At 72.7% G+C, this 14,820-nt stretch carries 14 protein-coding genes; 8 read left to right on the top strand and 6 right to left on the bottom strand.

Annotated features, from left to right (window positions below):
- Positions 1–328: 328 nt before the first annotated feature.
- Together ACZ6TU_RS19905 and fxsA are read left to right on the top strand one after the other, a co-directional pair.
- Positions 329–1,132: a polyprenol monophosphomannose synthase gene (locus tag ACZ6TU_RS19905; RefSeq protein WP_467675270.1), complete on the top strand. Its 804-nt coding sequence runs from the start codon at positions 329–331 to the stop codon at positions 1,130–1,132.
- Between the two features lie 104 nt (positions 1,133–1,236).
- A complete protein-coding gene (gene fxsA, locus ACZ6TU_RS19900) occupies positions 1,237–1,812 on the top strand; it encodes an FxsA family membrane protein (protein ID WP_467675268.1) in 576 nt (191 codons plus the stop codon).
- A gap of 90 nt (positions 1,813–1,902) precedes the next feature.
- On the opposite strand, the gene ACZ6TU_RS19895 is transcribed toward fxsA, so the two are convergent.
- From ACZ6TU_RS19895 to yczE, 4 genes are all read right to left on the bottom strand, one after another.
- The gene (locus tag ACZ6TU_RS19895) at positions 1,903–2,277 is read right to left on the bottom strand and encodes an RNA polymerase-binding protein RbpA (protein WP_010046329.1); all 375 of its coding nucleotides are present in this window, start codon (positions 2,275–2,277) and stop codon (positions 1,903–1,905) included.
- Positions 2,278–2,543: 266 nt separating this feature from the next.
- A complete protein-coding gene (locus ACZ6TU_RS19890) occupies positions 2,544–3,890 on the bottom strand; it encodes an MFS transporter (RefSeq protein WP_469549955.1) in 1,347 nt (448 codons plus the stop codon).
- A 49-nt stretch (positions 3,891–3,939) separates the two neighbouring features.
- Complete coding sequence (locus ACZ6TU_RS19885) at positions 3,940–4,707, bottom strand: glycerophosphodiester phosphodiesterase (RefSeq protein WP_469549953.1); 768 nt, start codon at positions 4,705–4,707, stop codon at positions 3,940–3,942.
- Positions 4,704–5,357, bottom strand: a complete 654-nt coding sequence (gene yczE, locus ACZ6TU_RS19880; RefSeq protein ID WP_467675891.1) for a membrane protein YczE — start codon at positions 5,355–5,357, stop codon at positions 4,704–4,706. The genes ACZ6TU_RS19885 and yczE overlap by 4 nt, the downstream gene beginning before the upstream one ends.
- Before the next feature lie 100 nt (positions 5,358–5,457).
- Between yczE and ACZ6TU_RS19875 the strand changes: the two genes are divergently transcribed.
- Positions 5,458–6,957 (top strand): SCO1417 family PLP biosynthesis transcription factor, encoded by a 1,500-nt coding sequence (locus ACZ6TU_RS19875; protein ID WP_467675262.1) that lies wholly within the window; start codon positions 5,458–5,460, stop codon positions 6,955–6,957.
- 37 nt (positions 6,958–6,994) lie between these two features.
- Here ACZ6TU_RS19875 and ACZ6TU_RS19870 read toward each other — a convergent pair whose 3' ends face one another.
- Both ACZ6TU_RS19870 and ACZ6TU_RS19865 read right to left on the bottom strand, forming a co-directional pair.
- A complete protein-coding gene (locus ACZ6TU_RS19870; protein WP_467675260.1) occupies positions 6,995–8,695 on the bottom strand; it encodes a hypothetical protein in 1,701 nt (566 codons plus the stop codon).
- A gap of 51 nt (positions 8,696–8,746) precedes the next feature.
- Entirely contained in the window at positions 8,747–8,941 is a 195-nt protein-coding gene (locus tag ACZ6TU_RS19865; protein ID WP_030843336.1) for a hypothetical protein, read from the bottom strand.
- A gap of 299 nt (positions 8,942–9,240) precedes the next feature.
- On the opposite strand from ACZ6TU_RS19865, the gene ACZ6TU_RS19860 reads away from it, so the two are divergent.
- The 5 genes from ACZ6TU_RS19860 (at position 9,241) to ACZ6TU_RS19840 (ending at position 14,801) form a co-directional block, all read left to right on the top strand.
- Positions 9,241–9,633, top strand: coding sequence for an ankyrin repeat domain-containing protein (locus tag ACZ6TU_RS19860; RefSeq protein ID WP_467675258.1), 393 nt, complete (start codon positions 9,241–9,243; stop codon positions 9,631–9,633).
- 300 nt (positions 9,634–9,933) lie between these two features.
- On the top strand, positions 9,934–11,352 hold the full coding sequence (locus tag ACZ6TU_RS19855) for a HEAT repeat domain-containing protein (RefSeq protein ID WP_467675256.1): 1,419 nt from the start codon (positions 9,934–9,936) through the stop codon (positions 11,350–11,352).
- Between the two features lie 211 nt (positions 11,353–11,563).
- Complete coding sequence (locus ACZ6TU_RS19850; RefSeq protein WP_467675254.1) at positions 11,564–12,691, top strand: glycosyltransferase family 4 protein; 1,128 nt, start codon at positions 11,564–11,566, stop codon at positions 12,689–12,691.
- Positions 12,688–13,875, top strand: coding sequence for a glycosyltransferase (locus tag ACZ6TU_RS19845; RefSeq protein ID WP_467675252.1), 1,188 nt, complete (start codon positions 12,688–12,690; stop codon positions 13,873–13,875). Before ACZ6TU_RS19850 ends, ACZ6TU_RS19845 begins: the two co-directional genes overlap by 4 nt.
- Positions 13,872–14,801 carry an SGNH/GDSL hydrolase family protein gene (locus ACZ6TU_RS19840; RefSeq protein ID WP_467675250.1) on the top strand — a complete coding sequence of 310 codons (930 nt, stop codon included), beginning with the start codon at positions 13,872–13,874 and terminating at the stop codon, positions 14,799–14,801. The genes ACZ6TU_RS19845 and ACZ6TU_RS19840 overlap by 4 nt, the downstream gene beginning before the upstream one ends.
- The last annotated feature ends 19 nt before the right edge of the window (positions 14,802–14,820 follow it).

Here is a 14,820-nt window from a genome sequence, read left to right as displayed (position 1 = left end):
GGGACGGTGTGCCGCACCGGGGCACCGCCACTGGGAGCCAGGCTCAGGCCGGCGCGGCGCCGAGGCAGCGTTCCGGCCGGTCGGGGAGGTGTGACCCGGGTGGGGCCCGGGAGCTCAGTAGACAACGGCTTTCGGTCGATCCGCAGCCGGCGGATCCCAGGTCGGCCCGAAGGGCGCCGGGCCCCCATCCGCCGTACGCTCGCCGCCCGAAGGGCGCATTCTTACCCGTGTCTTGCGGATTCGACACCACCATTCGAACGTCCTGTCACGTCATCGCAGGCCGGGCCCACTATGGTGGATCCCTGCGTACGGACATGAAGGGGCATCAGTGAACGACGGCGACGGAACCCTCGCGGCAGGAGCCCAGGGGAGGAAGTTCGGCCCGCTCGGCACGGCCTTGGTGATCATCCCGACCTACAACGAGGCGGAGAACATCAAGAGCATCGTCGGCCGGGTGCGCGAGGCCGTCCCCGAGGCGCACGTACTCGTGGCCGACGACAACAGCCCGGACGGCACGGGCAAGCTGGCCGACGAGCTGACCGTCGACGACGACCACGTCCACGTGCTGCACCGCAAGGGCAAGGAGGGCTTGGGCGCCGCCTACCTCGCGGGCTTCCGCTGGGGCCTGGAGCACGACTACGGCGTGCTGGTCGAGATGGACGCCGACGGCTCTCACCAGCCCGAGGAATTGCCCCGTCTGCTCACCGCCCTGAAGAGCGCCGACCTGGTGCTCGGCTCGCGCTGGGTGCCCGGCGGCCGCGTGGTGAACTGGCCGAAGTCCCGCGAGGTGATCTCCCGGGGCGGCAGCCTCTACTCCCGGCTGGCGCTCGACCTGCCGCTGCGCGACATCACCGGCGGCTACCGCGCCTTCCGTCGAGAGACCCTGGAGGGCCTCGGCCTCGACGAGGTCGCCTCCCAGGGCTACTGCTTCCAGGTGGACCTCGCCCGCCGCGCCGTCAAGGCCGGCTACCACGTCGTGGAGGTGCCCATCACCTTCGTCGAGCGCGAACTCGGTGACTCCAAGATGAGCCGCGACATCCTCGTCGAGGCGCTCTGGCGGGTCACGGCGTGGGGCGTGGGGGAGCGCGTCGGCAAGGTCACGGGTCGCGGCGGCAAGCCGTCGAAGCCGTAGCCGTCGCTCCTGGCCGGCACCCCGCCCTCTCCTCGCCGACGCTCACAGGAACACCTGATGGTGGCCTTATCCCGTGCTGAGCCGGGGCCAGGCACACTGGAAGCATGACGACTGGCGCTCAGACCCCCACGTACCCCGCCCGGCCCCCGCGCTCCCGGCTGCGCACGTTTCTGCCGTTGGGGATCGCCGCGTGGCTCGTGCTGGAGATCTGGCTGCTCACCATGGTCGCGGGGGCGTCGAGCGGGCTGGTGGTCTTCCTGGTCCTGGTGGCGGGCTTCATCGTCGGCTCGGTCGTCATCAAGCGGGCCGGCCGGCGGGCCTTCCGCAAGCTCTCCGAGGCGCTGCAACAGCAGCAGAGCGGCGTGATGCCCGCGGCGGCCCGGCCGAACAGCGAGGGCAACGGCCTGATGATGCTGGGCGGACTGCTGCTGATGATCCCCGGCCTGGTCTCGGACGCGGTGGGCCTGCTCCTGCTGCTGCCCCCGGTCCAGAAGGCCGTGAGCCGCTCCGCCGAGCGCACCTTCGAGCGCAAGCTCCGCGAGGCGGACTCGGGCACTCTGGGCGGGGCCTTCCAGCAGGCCCGTATGCACCGTCCCGACGGCAAGGTCGTCCAGGGCGAGGTCATCAGGGACGAGCCGGGCGGCGCCTCGCAGGAACCGCGTCCGCCGCTGACGCACTGAGCGCACGACAAAAACCGCGGGCGCCGTACTTCACGTACGGCGCCCGCGGTCCTTGACGCGCTGTAACTTTCGGCCAGGCCCCGGAGGGACTTACGCCGACTTGCGGCTGTCTCGGGGATGAATCGCGATGTTCATCGCCCCGGAGCGCAGAACCGCCAGGCGCTCCTCGAGGACCTCTTCGAGTTCCTCACGGGTGCGCCGCTCCATCAGCATGTCCCAATGCGTACGCGCGGGCTTGGCCTTCTTCTCTTCCGGGCCGTCGCCGTCCACGAGGAGTGCCTGGGCCCCGCAGACCTTGCACTCCCACTCCGGCGGGATCTCCGCCTCGACCGAGAAGGGCATCTCAAACCGGTGCCCCTTCTCGCATGCGTACTCCACGGCCTGGCGCGGTGCCAGGTCGATGCCGCGGTCCGTCTCGTAGCTGGTCACCACGAGGCGCGTGCCGCGAAGAGCTCGCTCACTCATGAATCGTGCCTCCCGGGCTTGTCGCCCACAGGACAGGTGTCGCTGTCGTCGTCATCCGGTCAACGTCCGGTCGGCGGTAAAGATTCCCGTTCCGAGTCCCGTTCCGGGTCATGCGTCGCCGTCGTAGCCGCCCTTGTTGTACCCACCAGCGCCCGGTTTGTCACATCTGCTAGCAGATGTAACCCAGCGTTTCGGCATCTTTGACGCGCAGTAACGGTACGCCTGGCAGGCCAAACGCGTACACTACAGCCCTTTCGCGTCGAGTGCTAAATCCTGTCCGGAACCGGGTTCCCCGCTTCTTCGATCGCACGCCGCACCGGAACCCGCGCGAGCAGGGCGAACCCGATGACGAAGAACCCCACCAGCGAGATGATCGCGTCCCGGTAGCTCCCGGTCAGCTGATAGGTGAGCCCGAACAGCAGCGGCCCCAGCCAGCTCATTCCGCGGTCGCTCATCTCGTACGCGGAGAAGTATTCGGCCTCCTTGCCGGGCGGGACGAGATGGGAGAACAGGGACCGGGACAGTGCCTGACTGCCGCCGAGGACCAGGCCGATGCCGGCGGCCAGGGCGAAGAACCACGCCGGTGCCCCGGCCGGCAGGAAGAACCCGGCCGCCAGCGTCACCGTCCACGCCACCAGCGAGCCGAGGATCGTGCGCTTGGCCCCGTAGGTCCGGGCCAGCCGGCCCATCGTCAGCGCGCCCGCCACCGCCAGCACCTGCACCAGCAGGACGGCGCCGATCAGGGTGGACTGCCCGAGGCCGAGTTCCTCTGATCCGTAGACCGAGGCCTGGGAGATCACCGTCTGGATGCCGTCGTTGTAGACGAGGTAAGCGAGCAGGAAGGCGAGGGTCAGCGGGTGCCGGCGCATGTCGCGGACGGTCGCCGCGAGCTGCCGGAACCCGGGAAGGGCCGCCTCCCGTGTGACGGACCCGCGATCGCGCAGCCGGGTCAGCGGGATGAGGGAGAACGCGCCCCACCACAGGCCGGCCGACGCCAGGCAGATGCGGACCGCCGTGCTCTCGGAGACGCCGAAGCTGTCGTGCCCGGTGTAGAGGACCAGGTTGACGACGAGGACCAGCGAGCCCGCCGCGTAGCCGAAGGCCCAGCCGCGGGAGGAGACCGCGTCCCGCTGCTCGGGCGGGGCGATCTGCGGCAGGTAGGAGTTGTAGAGCATCATCGCCACGGAGGACGCGGCGTTCGCGACGATCAGCAGCACCCCGCCGAGCAGGTAGCGGTCGCCGTCCAGGAAGAACATGGCCGTCGTGGCCGTGGCTCCCAGGTAAGCGGCGGTGGCGAGCAGGGGCTTCTTGCGGCCGGTGCGGTCGGCGGCGGCGCCCACCAGGGGCATCACCAGCACGGCCACGATCACGGACAGGGACACCGAGTACGCGAAGAAGGACCCGGCGCGCACCGGGATCCCGAGAGGGTGGACGTACCCGTCGGCACCGGCCGCCGACTCGGCGACCGACGTCAGGTAGGGGCCCAGGAACACGGTGAGCACGCTCGTCGAGTAGACGGAGCAGGCCCAGTCGTAGAAGTACCAGCCGCGCTGCTCGCGCCTCAGTCCCGCGGCCCCGTCGGCCGCCTCCGGACGCGCGGTGTCGGTGCCCACCCGTGCCCTCGCCTCCCCGTGAACGCGCAGGGGCGACCGGCCGGGGGTCTCATACCCAGACGCCGCGGTCCTCCATGACCTTGCGCAATGTGTCGATGTGATCGGTCATGATGCCATCCACGCCGAGATCCAGGAGCCGGTGCATGCTTGCGGGGTCGTTGACGGTCCACACGTGTACCTGGAGCCCGCGCGTGTGGGCGGCGCGGAGGAAGCGGTGGTCCACGACCTGGATGCCGGACTGGATCTCGGGGACCTGGGCGGCGACCGCCGAGCGGCGCACCGCGGCCGGCAGCCCCCAGGAGCGCAGCCGCAGATTGAACACGCCCCGGGTGCCGTACGAGGTGGCCAGGCGCGGGCCGGCCAGCCGCTGGGCGCGCACCACACGGGCCTCGGAGAACGAGCCGAGGCAGATCCGGTCCCAGGCGTTCGTCCGGCCGACCAGGTCGAGGAAGGGCAGCAGGGCGGCCTCCGCCTTGACGTCGACGTTCCAGCGCACGTCCGGGAAGGTCTCCAGGAGCTCCTCGAACAGTGGCACCGGTTCCTCGCCCGCCACGCGCGCGTGGCGTACCTCCTGCCACGGCAGGTCGGCGATCCGGCCCGCGCCGTCCGTCACCCGGTCCAGTGTCGCGTCGTGGAAGGCGACGAGTTTGCCGTCCCGGGAGGCGTGGACGTCGGTCTCGATGTATCGGTAGCCCGCCTCGACGGCGCACCGGAACTGCCGCACGGTGTTCTCCAGGCCGTCCGCGGCCCCACCCCGGTGGGCGAAGGCGATCGGGCCGGGATGGTCGAGGTAGGGGTGGCGAATCCGCGGGGTCACGGACGCAGTATCGCTCCTCGGGGTTGACCCGTGGCAACGACCGTGCTGCCGCCGGATGCCGAGGGGACGGCGAACACGCGCAGGAACAGCTGGGCGAGCGGGCCGATCGACACCGCGTACAGGAGGGTGCCGATGCCGACGGTGCCGCCGAGGGCGAAGCCGGTCGCCACGACCGCGAACTCGATGCCCGTGCGCACCAGGCGGATCGAGACGCCCGTGAGCTGGTGCAGGCCCGTCATCAGGCCGTCGCGCGGGCCCGGGCCGAAGCGCGCCGCGATGTACAGGCCGGTCGCCGCGCCGTTCAGGACGATGCCCGCCACCATCAGGCCCACGCGGAGCGTCCAGCCGTGAACGTCGGGCACCAGGGCGAGCGTCGCGTCCATCGCCATGCCGATGACCAGCACGTTGGAGATCGTGCCCAGACCCGGCCTTTGACGCAGCGGGATCCACGCGAGCAGCACCGCGGCGCCCACGAGGGTCAGCACGACGCCGATCGACAGACCGGTCCGCTCGGCGAGGCCCTGGTGCAGCACGTTCCACGGCTCGAGTCCGAGCCCCGACCTGACGAGCAGCGCCGAACTCGCCCCGTACAGCGCGAGACCGGCGTAGAGCTGCGTCAGCCGCCGGACCAGACGCCCCTGCGTGGCCATCATGTGCCCCCCTGTGGATGTAGTGGACTGCTTCATGACACCCTGTGGCTTGGATGGAGAGGTCATCCATGGCCAATCCTGGGAAGGTGGACTGATTCTCATGGCGCAGTGGACCTCGGCCGTGGGTGCGGCGCAGCTCGCACGGCTGCTCAACTCCCAGCAGGACCGCCCGGCGGGGCCCGGCACGCGCCGGCCGCCCGCCTACCGCGCGCTCGCCGACGGCATCCGTCTGCTGGTGCTCGAAGGGCGGGTCCCGGTGGCCGCCCGGCTGCCCGCCGAGCGGGAACTCGCCCTCTCCCTGTCCGTCAGCCGTACGACGGTCGCCGCCGCGTACGAGGCGCTGCGCAGCGAGGGCTTCCTGGAGTCCCGGCGCGGGGCGGGCAGCTGGACCGCCGTACCGGCCGGGAACCCGCTGCCCGCGCGCGGCCTGGAACCCCTGCCGCCCGAGGCCCTCGGCTCCATGATCGACCTGGGCTGTGCGGCGCTTCCGGCCCCTGAGCCGTGGCTCACCCGGGCCGTGCAGGGCGCGCTGGAGGAGCTGCCGCCGTACGCGCACACGCACGGCGACTATCCCGCCGGGCTGCCCGCGCTGCGGTCGATGATCGCCGAGCGCTACACCGCTCGTGGGATCCCGACCATGCCCGAGCAGATCATGGTGACGACCGGGGCGATGGGCGCGATCGACGCGATCTGCCATCTGTTCGCCGGGCGGGGTGAGCGCATCGCCGTCGAGTCGCCCTCGTACGCCAACATCCTTCAGCTGATGCGGGAGGCGGGGGCCCGGCTCGTGCCCGTCGCGATGGCCGACGGGCTCGCCGGGTGGGACATGGACCGCTGGCGGCAGGTCCTGCGGGACGCCGCGCCCCGGATCGCGTACGTCGTCGCCGACTTCCACAACCCGACCGGTGCGCTCGCCGACGAGGACCAGCGGCGGCGGCTCGTCGACGCGGCCAGGTCCGCGGGGACCGTGCTGATCGCCGACGAGACGATGACCGAGCTGTGGCTCGACCCGGACGTGCGGATGCCGCGGCCCGTGTGTGCCTTCGACCCGGCCGGGTCGACGGTGATCACCGTGGGGTCGGCGAGCAAGGCCTTCTGGGCCGGGATGCGCATCGGCTGGGTGCGGGCCGCGCCGGACGTGATCCGAAGCCTGGTCGCGGCGCGGGCGTACGCGGATCTCGGTACGCCGGTGCTGGAACAGCTGGCTGTCAACTGGCTGTTCGGCACGGATGGTTGGGAGCAGGCCGTGGAGGTGCGGCGTGAGCAGGCGCGGCAGAACCGGGACGAGATCGTGGCTGCGGTGCGGCGGGAGCTGCCCGGGTGGGAGTTCGAGGTGCCTCGGGGCGGGATGACGCTGTGGGTGCGAACGGGGGGTCTGTCCGGGTCGCGGCTCGCGGAGGCGGGGGAGCGGGTGGGCGTGCGGGTGCCGTCCGGACCGCGGTTCGGGGTGGACGGGGCGTTCGAGGGGTATGTGCGGTTGCCGTTCACCGTGGGGGGTGCGGTGGCTGAGGAGGCGGCTGTGCGGCTGGCCGCGGCGGCGCGGATCGTGGAGGACGGGGGCGTGGGGGCCGGCGAGTCGCCGCGTACGTTCGTGGCGTAGCGCCCGCAGCTGCGGTGATCGGCCCGACTGACCGCGGCTAGGACGCCTTTGTGGGTTTCGTCAGTACGGGTACCGTCTTTTGTTCCGTCGGCTCCGTTGGTTCCTCCGTCAGTACGGGTACCGGCTCGGGCTCCTGCACCGGCTCCGGGTCCGGCACCGTCTCCGGTTCGACCGGCTCCGGTGTCCCCTGCGTCGGATCCGGATCGGGCACCGTCTCCCCGTCCGCCGGTGTCGTGCGGGGCGGGAGGAGGCCCAGTACCGCCTGGCGGTGGGCGTCGGAGGTGGCCTCGTCGTAGGGGTTGGGTGTGGCCGGGACCTGGAGGCGGTGGACCGGGCCCGTGCCCAGGCGGGCGTAGCCGCGGCCTGGCGGGACCTCGTCGACGGGGGTGGTGTGCGGGGGTGCGCCGAGGACGGACTCGACCTGGTCGGCCGTCGCCGGACCGAGGACCACGCGCGCGCGGGTGTGCTGCCGTACGGCGTCGGTGAGGGCGTCGACGCTGTCGAGCTGGTCGGCCACCACCACCGTCACGTTCGCCGGGCGGCCGTGCCGCAGGGGGACCTGGAGCAGGGACTGCGGGTCCTTGCGGTCGTCCGCGGCGGCCAGGTGGGTGAACGCCGTGGGGCGGTCCAGGAGGATCCACAGGGGACGCTTGGTGTCGTCGGGCGGCGGGTGGCCCGCCTGATGGGCGCGGTTGGCGGCGACGAGGCGGCGCTCGGTCTCGTGCGCGACCCACTCCAGGCTTGCCAGCGCCCCGGTGACCCCGCACTCGACGGCCATGACGCCGTCCCGGCCGGTCAGGCAGGCGTACTCGCCGGTGCCGCCGCCGTCGACGATCACCACGTCGCCGTGCTGGAGCGCCTGGAGGGCGATGGACCGCAGCAGGGTCGAGGTGCCGCTGCCCGGCTGGCCGAGGGCGAGCAGATGGGGTTCGGTCGAGCGCAGGCCCGTGCGCCAGACGACCGGGGGCACGTCCCGTTGCTGCTCGCCGAAGGTGAGCGGGAGCGTGCGCCGGACCTGCGTGGGGTCGGTGAAGCCGAGGACCGTCTCGCCGGGGGTGGTGACGAAACGCTGGGCGGCGACGTCGACGGGTAGCGGCAGGAGCACGCTGACCGTCAACTGGTTGCCCTCCTCGTCCCACGTGAAGTGGTATTCGCGGCCGCGGCCCGACTTGGCCGCGAGCAGGTGCTCGATCCGGGCGCGGGCCTCGGCCTCGCCGTCGGTGAAGTACGCCGGGTAGCGGACCACCAGGTGCGAGATCCGGCCACCGCCGTCGAACGCGTAGGTGGGGAAGGCCTTGTCCCACGCACCGCCGTGGGCGTACAGCGGCTCGGGGTCCTCGGTGGAGGAGAAGTACGGCACGAGAGCCTCGTAGAGCGCCTGGAGGCGCTCGGTCTGCGACTCGTCGGGCCCGTCGGGTGCCGACGCGGTGCGGTCCCGGCCCTTCCAGGCCGCAGCCGCCATCAGGGTGACTGCGGCGAGCAGCGGTCCGTACGGCAGCAACGCCACGACCAGCATCACGGAGGCCACCAGGAACAGCAGCGCCCCCCGTTTCTCCTTGGGGGTCTCGGTCCATCTGCGCCGCCCGGCCGCTGTCAGCCGACGCAGACCACGCGTGATCGTGATCAGCGGGTGGAGGACGTCGGCGGCGCTGTCGGCCGCCGTCCGGGCCAGCTCCCGGCTCCGGGCGAGCTGCGCGCTGCCGTTGCTCAGAATGCGGGGGAGGGGGCGCCGGGTCACTGCTGCCTCCAGAGAGTGCGTACGGGCGGGATGCGTACGGGGGGGGGAGTGTCAGAACTTGATTCCGCCGAGGAGGCTCGCCAGGCTCTCGCCGCCCGCCTTGATGCTCGGGGCGATGGCCGTGCTCGCCAGATAGAAGCCGAACAGCATCGCGACCACCGCATGCGACGCCTTCAGGCCGTCCTTGCGGAAGAAGATGAAGACGACGATGCCGAGCAGGACCACGCCTGAGATCGAGAGGATCATTTGAGTTCTCCTGGTTCGCGGGGACAGTCACCATGAGTACTTCCAGGCTCACAGGATGTATCCATACGATAAAAGGTGCAACTGGGTGAAATTCGGACCATTTACCCCGGCTGGCGGAGTGGTCCCCGGCCCGGTCGCGCTGGGCTGTCGCGCTCGGCGAGGTCTGTGATGATCTTTACCTCGGGCACATCGGGACATGTGCCGCGCGAGCCAGTACCCTGGCGATTCACTCGTACGGCTGCACCGCTCGCAGACGTACGCACCCGACGTGATGTGTGACGTGAGAGGCGGTCCGGCCGATGACCGAAGCCCCCGACCCCGAGGTCGTGGAGCTGGCGACCAAGATCTTCGATCTGGCCCGGCGGGGCCGGACCGAGGCGCTCGTGGCGTACGTCGACGCGGGCGTTCCGGCCAACCTCACCAACGACCGCGGTGACTCGCTCGTGATGCTCGCCGCCTACCACGGCCACTCCGAGGCGGTGCGCGCGCTGCTCGCCCGCGGAGCCGAGGCCGACCGGGTGAACGACCGGGGCCAGACCCCACTCGCGGGAGCGGCCTTCAAGGGCGAGGCGGACGTCATCAAGGCCCTCCTGGAGGGCGGCGCCGACCCGTCCGCCGGCACCCCCTCGGCGGTCGACACCGCCCGGATGTTCGGTCGGACGGAATTGCTCGAACTGTTCGGCGAGCGCTGAGCCGACCAGTCTGACCTGGAACGACGACGAAAACGGGGGAGGCGGGACGGGGCCGCCGAAATTTCGGTCGCGGCAGACGGAAGTGCCGGGTCATCATGACGACGTGGTTCACGGACGTGATGGATGGGCAGGTGTTGCCGCACCGCGCGGGCCGTGACGCGGTCCGCAAGGGCCACCGACGAGAGGCAGAGGAAGATGGTCTACAGCAAGCAGGAAACGGCGGGCACTCCGACGTGTTGTCGCGCGGCCAGGTAGTACACGTCCCCGGTTGCGTCGACGCTTGATGTGAGGCTGTTTCCCATGTTCGAACCGGTCATAGCGCCCAGCGGTACGCTGCTCGGCCTGCTCCAGCGGGGCCGCGGCGACGGCACGCTGCACGCGCTCACCGCCCCGCGCCCCGAGGCGCTCGCGGCGTTGGACCACTGCGTGCTGCGCGATCCCCGGCACGACTGGCAGGTGGAGAACCGCTCCCTCTACTACGCCCGCCTCTACCTCGACCTGAACGGCGAGCTGGACGCGATCGAGGCCCACCTCTTCGACGCCGAGGACGTCCTCGACGCCGACGAGTCGCGCACCGGGCTCGCCCTCGCGGTCCTCGGGCACCTCGCCTCCTACGGCAGGCGGGACGCGCTCGAACTGCTGCGCAGGTACGCCGCCCACGGCTCCAACTGGGCCTGGGCCCTCGACGAACTGGCCCTCAGGGACGACGACGCGGGCCTGCGCGCCCTCGCCGCACCCGTCCTCGCGCGGTTCCCGGCCGATCCGGAGGGCGACGCCGAGCTGGCCGCGACCGTCCGTGACGCCTTCGAACCCCGGCCGTGGCGGCTGTGGGCCACGGACCCGCGCGAATCCATCGCCACACGCGTGCGTGCCGCCCACGAGACGGGCTGTTTCGACCGCTGGCAGCGACAGATGCGGCCGACCGGGCCCCGCCCCGGGTGGAGTGTGCAGGCCGTCTTCGAATGGGCCCAGCAAGGCCTCGAACGAGGCGCCGCACTCCATGTCCCGGCCGCCCGATGTCTCACCGCCGTGGCGGGGCCCGAGGACCGGGCCGAGATCGTCCAGGCGGCGAAGGACGGCGGCGACGGCGCCCGGTGCACCGCCCTGCGCTACCTCGCCGACGGCAACGATCCCGACGCCCTCGGCCTGATCGAGGGTGCCGTGGCCACCGGCTCGACGGTCGTCGCGGACGCCGCTGTCGACGCCTTCGAACGCATGCGCTCGCTCGCCGCCGTGGACCGGGCGCGCGGCTGGGCCCGGCGGCCGGACGCGCTCGGCGCCGCCGCCGGACGCGTTCTCGCCTGCCTGGGCGGGGCGCAGGACCGCGACCTGGTCCTCGCGGCCCTACGCGAAGCCGTACGGGGTGAAGGCCCCGACGCGCCGACCCTGTGGACCCTGGTCGACGGCACCGGACGGCTCGGCATCGCCTGCGCCGCACCCGTGCTCCGCCACATCTACCGCGAGACCGCCTCCTCTCATCTGCGCGGCCGGGCCGCCCGTGCCCTCGCCGCCACCGACCCCTCCTTCGCCACCGGCTTCGCCGTCGAGTGCCTGTGGGACTGTGAGGAGACCACCCGCGAGATCGCCGCGCGGCACGCCGAGACCGGAGACGCCCGTGTCGTCGAGCGACTGCGCCGCCTCGCCGCCGACCCCGCCGAGGAGGCCGAGGTCCAGACGGCCGTACGCGGCCGGATCGGCCCCGAGGAGACCGCTGTGTGACCCCGCTCTGTGTGAGCGTGTGAACGTCCCTTTGTGCAAGGCCGCCAGGGCGGAATCAGGCCGCCCGGGTGAACGAGGGGTGACTCGCGGGTCAGGGGCGCATGGACGCGGCCTGACCTGCGCGGGTGCGCCTCAGAACGCTCATAGGACGTTCCTCGACTGGAAAGATCCACGTTGACGCGGCCACGTCCGGCACGGCGACAACACCGGTATGCGTGTCGTCATCGTGACCGAATCCTTTCCCCCCGATGTGAACGGCGTGGCCCACTGCGCGCTCCAGACCGCCCGGCACCTCGTCGATCGCGGTCACGCCCCCGTCGTCGTCGCCCCGGCCCCTGCGCCCGGGAACAAGCCCGACGCCAACGCGCCGTGCCCCGTCGTCCACGTCCCCTCCCTCCCGCTCCCCGGCTACCCCCAGGTCCGCGTCGCCCTCCCCAGCCGCCGCCTGGCCGCCACCCTCATCGAGCAGCGTGCCGATGTCGTCCACCTCGCCAGCCCCTTCGTCCTCGGCGTGCGCGGCATGGCGGCCGCCGCCCGCCTCGGCACCCCCGCCGTCGCCGTCTACCAGACCGACCTGGCCGGATACGCCCGTACGTACATGGGTGCGGGAGAGGCCGCCGCCTGGCGGCGGATCCGCTCCGTGCACGGCGCCGCCGACCTCACCCTCGCCCCGTCCAGCGCGGCCCTGCGCGACCTGGAGACACACGGTGTGCCCCGCGTCGAGCTGTGGCCGCGCGGCGTCGACACCGAACGTTTCCGGCCCGACCGCCGCGACGATGCCCTGCGTCGCGAACTCGCCCCGAACGGCGAGCTGATCGTCGGCTACGTCGGCCGGCTCGCCCCCGAGAAGCAGGTCGAACTCCTCGCCGGTGCCTGCGGCCTGGAGGGCGTCCGGGTCGTGGTCGTCGGCGACGGCCCGAGCCGGCCCAGCCTGGAGCAGGTGCTGCCCGGCGCGGTCTTCCTCGGCCGCCGTACGGGTGACGATCTGGCCCGGGTCTTCGCCTCGCTGGACGCGTTCGTGCACACGGGTCCCTTCGAGACCTTCTGCCAGACGGTGCAGGAGGCCATGTCCAGCGGCCTGCCCGTCGTGGCGCCCGCAGCGGGCGGACCGCTGGACCTGGTCGCCCACGGGCGCACCGGCCTGCTGGTGCCGCCGCGAGACGCGACCGCCGTACGGGAGGCGGTGCGGTCCCTGGCCGCCGACGCCGGCCTGCGGGCCGCCTTCGGCGCCGCGGGGCGCGCCGCCGTCGAGGGCCGCACCTGGGCGGCCGTCGGGGACCAGCTGATCGGGCACTACGCGAACGTGCTCGCCGCGCGCAGGACGGCGGTGGCGGCATGAGCGATTCGGGTTCGGGCAACAGCAGCCGCCAGTCGCTTCGGATCGTGCGGCTCGCCAACTTCGTCGCGCCCGCGTCCGGCGGTCTGCGCACCGCGCTGCGCGAACTGGGCAAGGGCTTCAAAGAGGCGGGGCACGAGCCCGTCCTCGTGGTCCCCGGCGAGCGGATGAGCGACCAGGAGACCGAGCAGGGGCGCGTGATCACCCTCCCCGGGCCGCTGCTGCCGGGCACCGGCGGCTACCGCGTGCTCGCCGACAAGCGGCGGGTGGCCCGGCTCCTGGAGGAACTCGCGCCGGACCGGCTGGAGGTGTCGGACCGTACGACCCTCAGGTGGACCGGCAAATGGGCGCGGCGCGCCCGGGTCCCGGCCGTGATGGTCTCCCACGAGACCGCCGACGGCGTGCTGCGCACCTGGGGCCTGCCCGAGGGAGCCGCTCGGCGTGCCGCCGACGCCCTCAACGTCCGTACGGCGCACACCTACGCGCGCGTGGTGTGCACCACCGAGTTCGCCGAGCGCGAGTTCGTGCGGATCGGGGCACGCAACGTCGTCCGCGCCCCGCTGGGCGTCGACCTGGTGCAGCGGCACCCCGCGCTGCGCGACCCGGAGCTGCGGGCGCGGCACGCGCGCGTGGACGAGACGCTGCTGGTGTTGTGCTCGCGGCTGTCCGTGGAGAAGCGGCCCGGCACGGCGCTGGACGCCTTGGAGGGGCTGCGGCGGCGCGGGCGACGGGCGGTGCTGGTGGTGGCCGGGGACGGTCCGTCGCGGGCCCGGCTCGAACAGCGGGCGCGCCAGAGCGCCCTGCCGGTCACCTTCCTCGGGCACGTCTCCGACCGCGGGCTGCTCGGCGCGCTCCAGGCGTCCGCCGACGTGGCCCTGGCGCCTGGGCCCGCCGAGACGTTCGGGCTCGCCGCGCTGGAGGCCATGGCGTGCGGCACGCCCGTGGTGGCGAGCGCGTCGTCCGCGCTGCCGGAGGTGATCGGCTCCGCGGGGGCCGTCGCGTCGGACCACGGGGAGGCCTTCGCGGACGCCGTCGACCTGCTGCTGGAACGCCCGGAGGCAGACCGGCGCGAGGCGGCACGCGCGCGTGCGGAGTGCTTCGGGTGGGACGCGGCGGTCGACGCGTTCCTCGCCGCGCATGACGCTGCCGTCCCCGTGCGTCCGTTCGTGCCCGGGGGCGTGGCATGAGACGTCCGTGGTCGGAGGGGCCTACGCGGTTCGAGGAACCCCCGCGGTTCGTGGCCCTCGGTGACTCGCTGACCGAGGGGGTGGGTGATCCCGTCGGCGACGGGGCGTGGCGCGGCTGGGCCGCGCTGCTCGCCGCCGGGCTCTCCGAGGGACCCGCCGGGCTCTCCGAGGGACCCGCCGGGCTCTCCGAGGCACCGGCCCGGTTCACCAACCTCGCGGTGAGCGGGGCGCAGACGCGTGACGTGCTGGAACGGCAGTTGCCTGCCGCGCTGGAGCTGCGGCCCGACCTCGTGTCCGTCGTCGTCGGCGTCAACGACACCCTGCGCTGCACCTTCGACATCCAGACCGTGGCGGCCCGGCTCGACCAGGTGTACGCGGCCCTCACCGGGCAGGGCGCGGTCCTGCTCACCGCCTGCCTGCCCGACCCGGGCACGATGCTCGGGCTGCCGGGAGCACTGGCCCACCCGCTGGCGCGACGGCAGCGGGCCGTGAACACGGTCGTCCACGCGCTGTCCGACCGGTACGGAGCTCTCCACCTGCACGCGTGCGAGGGCGACTGGATCACGGACCGCGCCATGTGGAGCGCGGACCGGCTGCATCCGGGAGAGCGCGGACACCGGCAGCTGGCTCTGCGCTTCCACGCGCTGCTCGCGGAGCACGGCCTCGCGACGGGGCCCGCGCCCTCGCCCGAGCCCGAGTTCCCCGTCCCGACCAGGTCGGCGAGCCTGCGGTGGCTGGCCACGGCGGGGACCGGCTGGGTCGCCCGCCGGTGCACCGACCTGCTGCCCCAGCTCCTGACACTCGCCGCCGACGAGCTCCGGCACCGGGCCCGGGGGACGAGCGCCCGGCTCGATCTACGGGCCTCCGCGGCCGTGTCCGCCGCGCTCGCCGCCCTGTCGGCGGCGGAGCAGCCGGACGCGGCCTGACGGGTCGGCAGTCACCGAC

Source organism: Streptomyces sp. NPDC052064 (assembly GCF_055585925.1).
Note: the sequence above shows the minus strand (reverse complement) of the source record. Positions and strands in the feature narration are given on the sequence as shown.

What these genes read in the sequence shown, in the direction of transcription:
- ACZ6TU_RS19860 (WP_467675258.1), top strand. Translation starts at nt 9,241, where the DNA reads ATGACCGAAGCCCCCGACCCCGAGGTCGTGGAGCTGGCGACCAAGATC.
- ACZ6TU_RS19855 (WP_467675256.1), top strand. Translation starts at nt 9,934, where the DNA reads ATGTTCGAACCGGTCATAGCGCCCAGCGGTACGCTGCTCGGCCTGCTC.
- ACZ6TU_RS19840 (WP_467675250.1), top strand. Translation starts at nt 13,872, where the DNA reads ATGAGACGTCCGTGGTCGGAGGGGCCTACGCGGTTCGAGGAACCCCCG.
- ACZ6TU_RS19865 (WP_030843336.1), bottom strand. Translation starts at nt 8,941, where the DNA reads ATGATCCTCTCGATCTCAGGCGTGGTCCTGCTCGGCATCGTCGTCTTC.
- ACZ6TU_RS19850 (WP_467675254.1), top strand. Translation starts at nt 11,564, where the DNA reads ATGCGTGTCGTCATCGTGACCGAATCCTTTCCCCCCGATGTGAACGGC.
- ACZ6TU_RS19895 (WP_010046329.1), bottom strand. Translation starts at nt 2,277, where the DNA reads ATGAGTGAGCGAGCTCTTCGCGGCACGCGCCTCGTGGTGACCAGCTAC.
- ACZ6TU_RS19845 (WP_467675252.1), top strand. Translation starts at nt 12,688, where the DNA reads ATGAGCGATTCGGGTTCGGGCAACAGCAGCCGCCAGTCGCTTCGGATC.
- yczE (WP_467675891.1), bottom strand. Translation starts at nt 5,357, where the DNA reads ATGGCCACGCAGGGGCGTCTGGTCCGGCGGCTGACGCAGCTCTACGCC.
- fxsA (WP_467675268.1), top strand. Translation starts at nt 1,237, where the DNA reads ATGACGACTGGCGCTCAGACCCCCACGTACCCCGCCCGGCCCCCGCGC.
- ACZ6TU_RS19875 (WP_467675262.1), top strand. Translation starts at nt 5,458, where the DNA reads ATGGCGCAGTGGACCTCGGCCGTGGGTGCGGCGCAGCTCGCACGGCTG.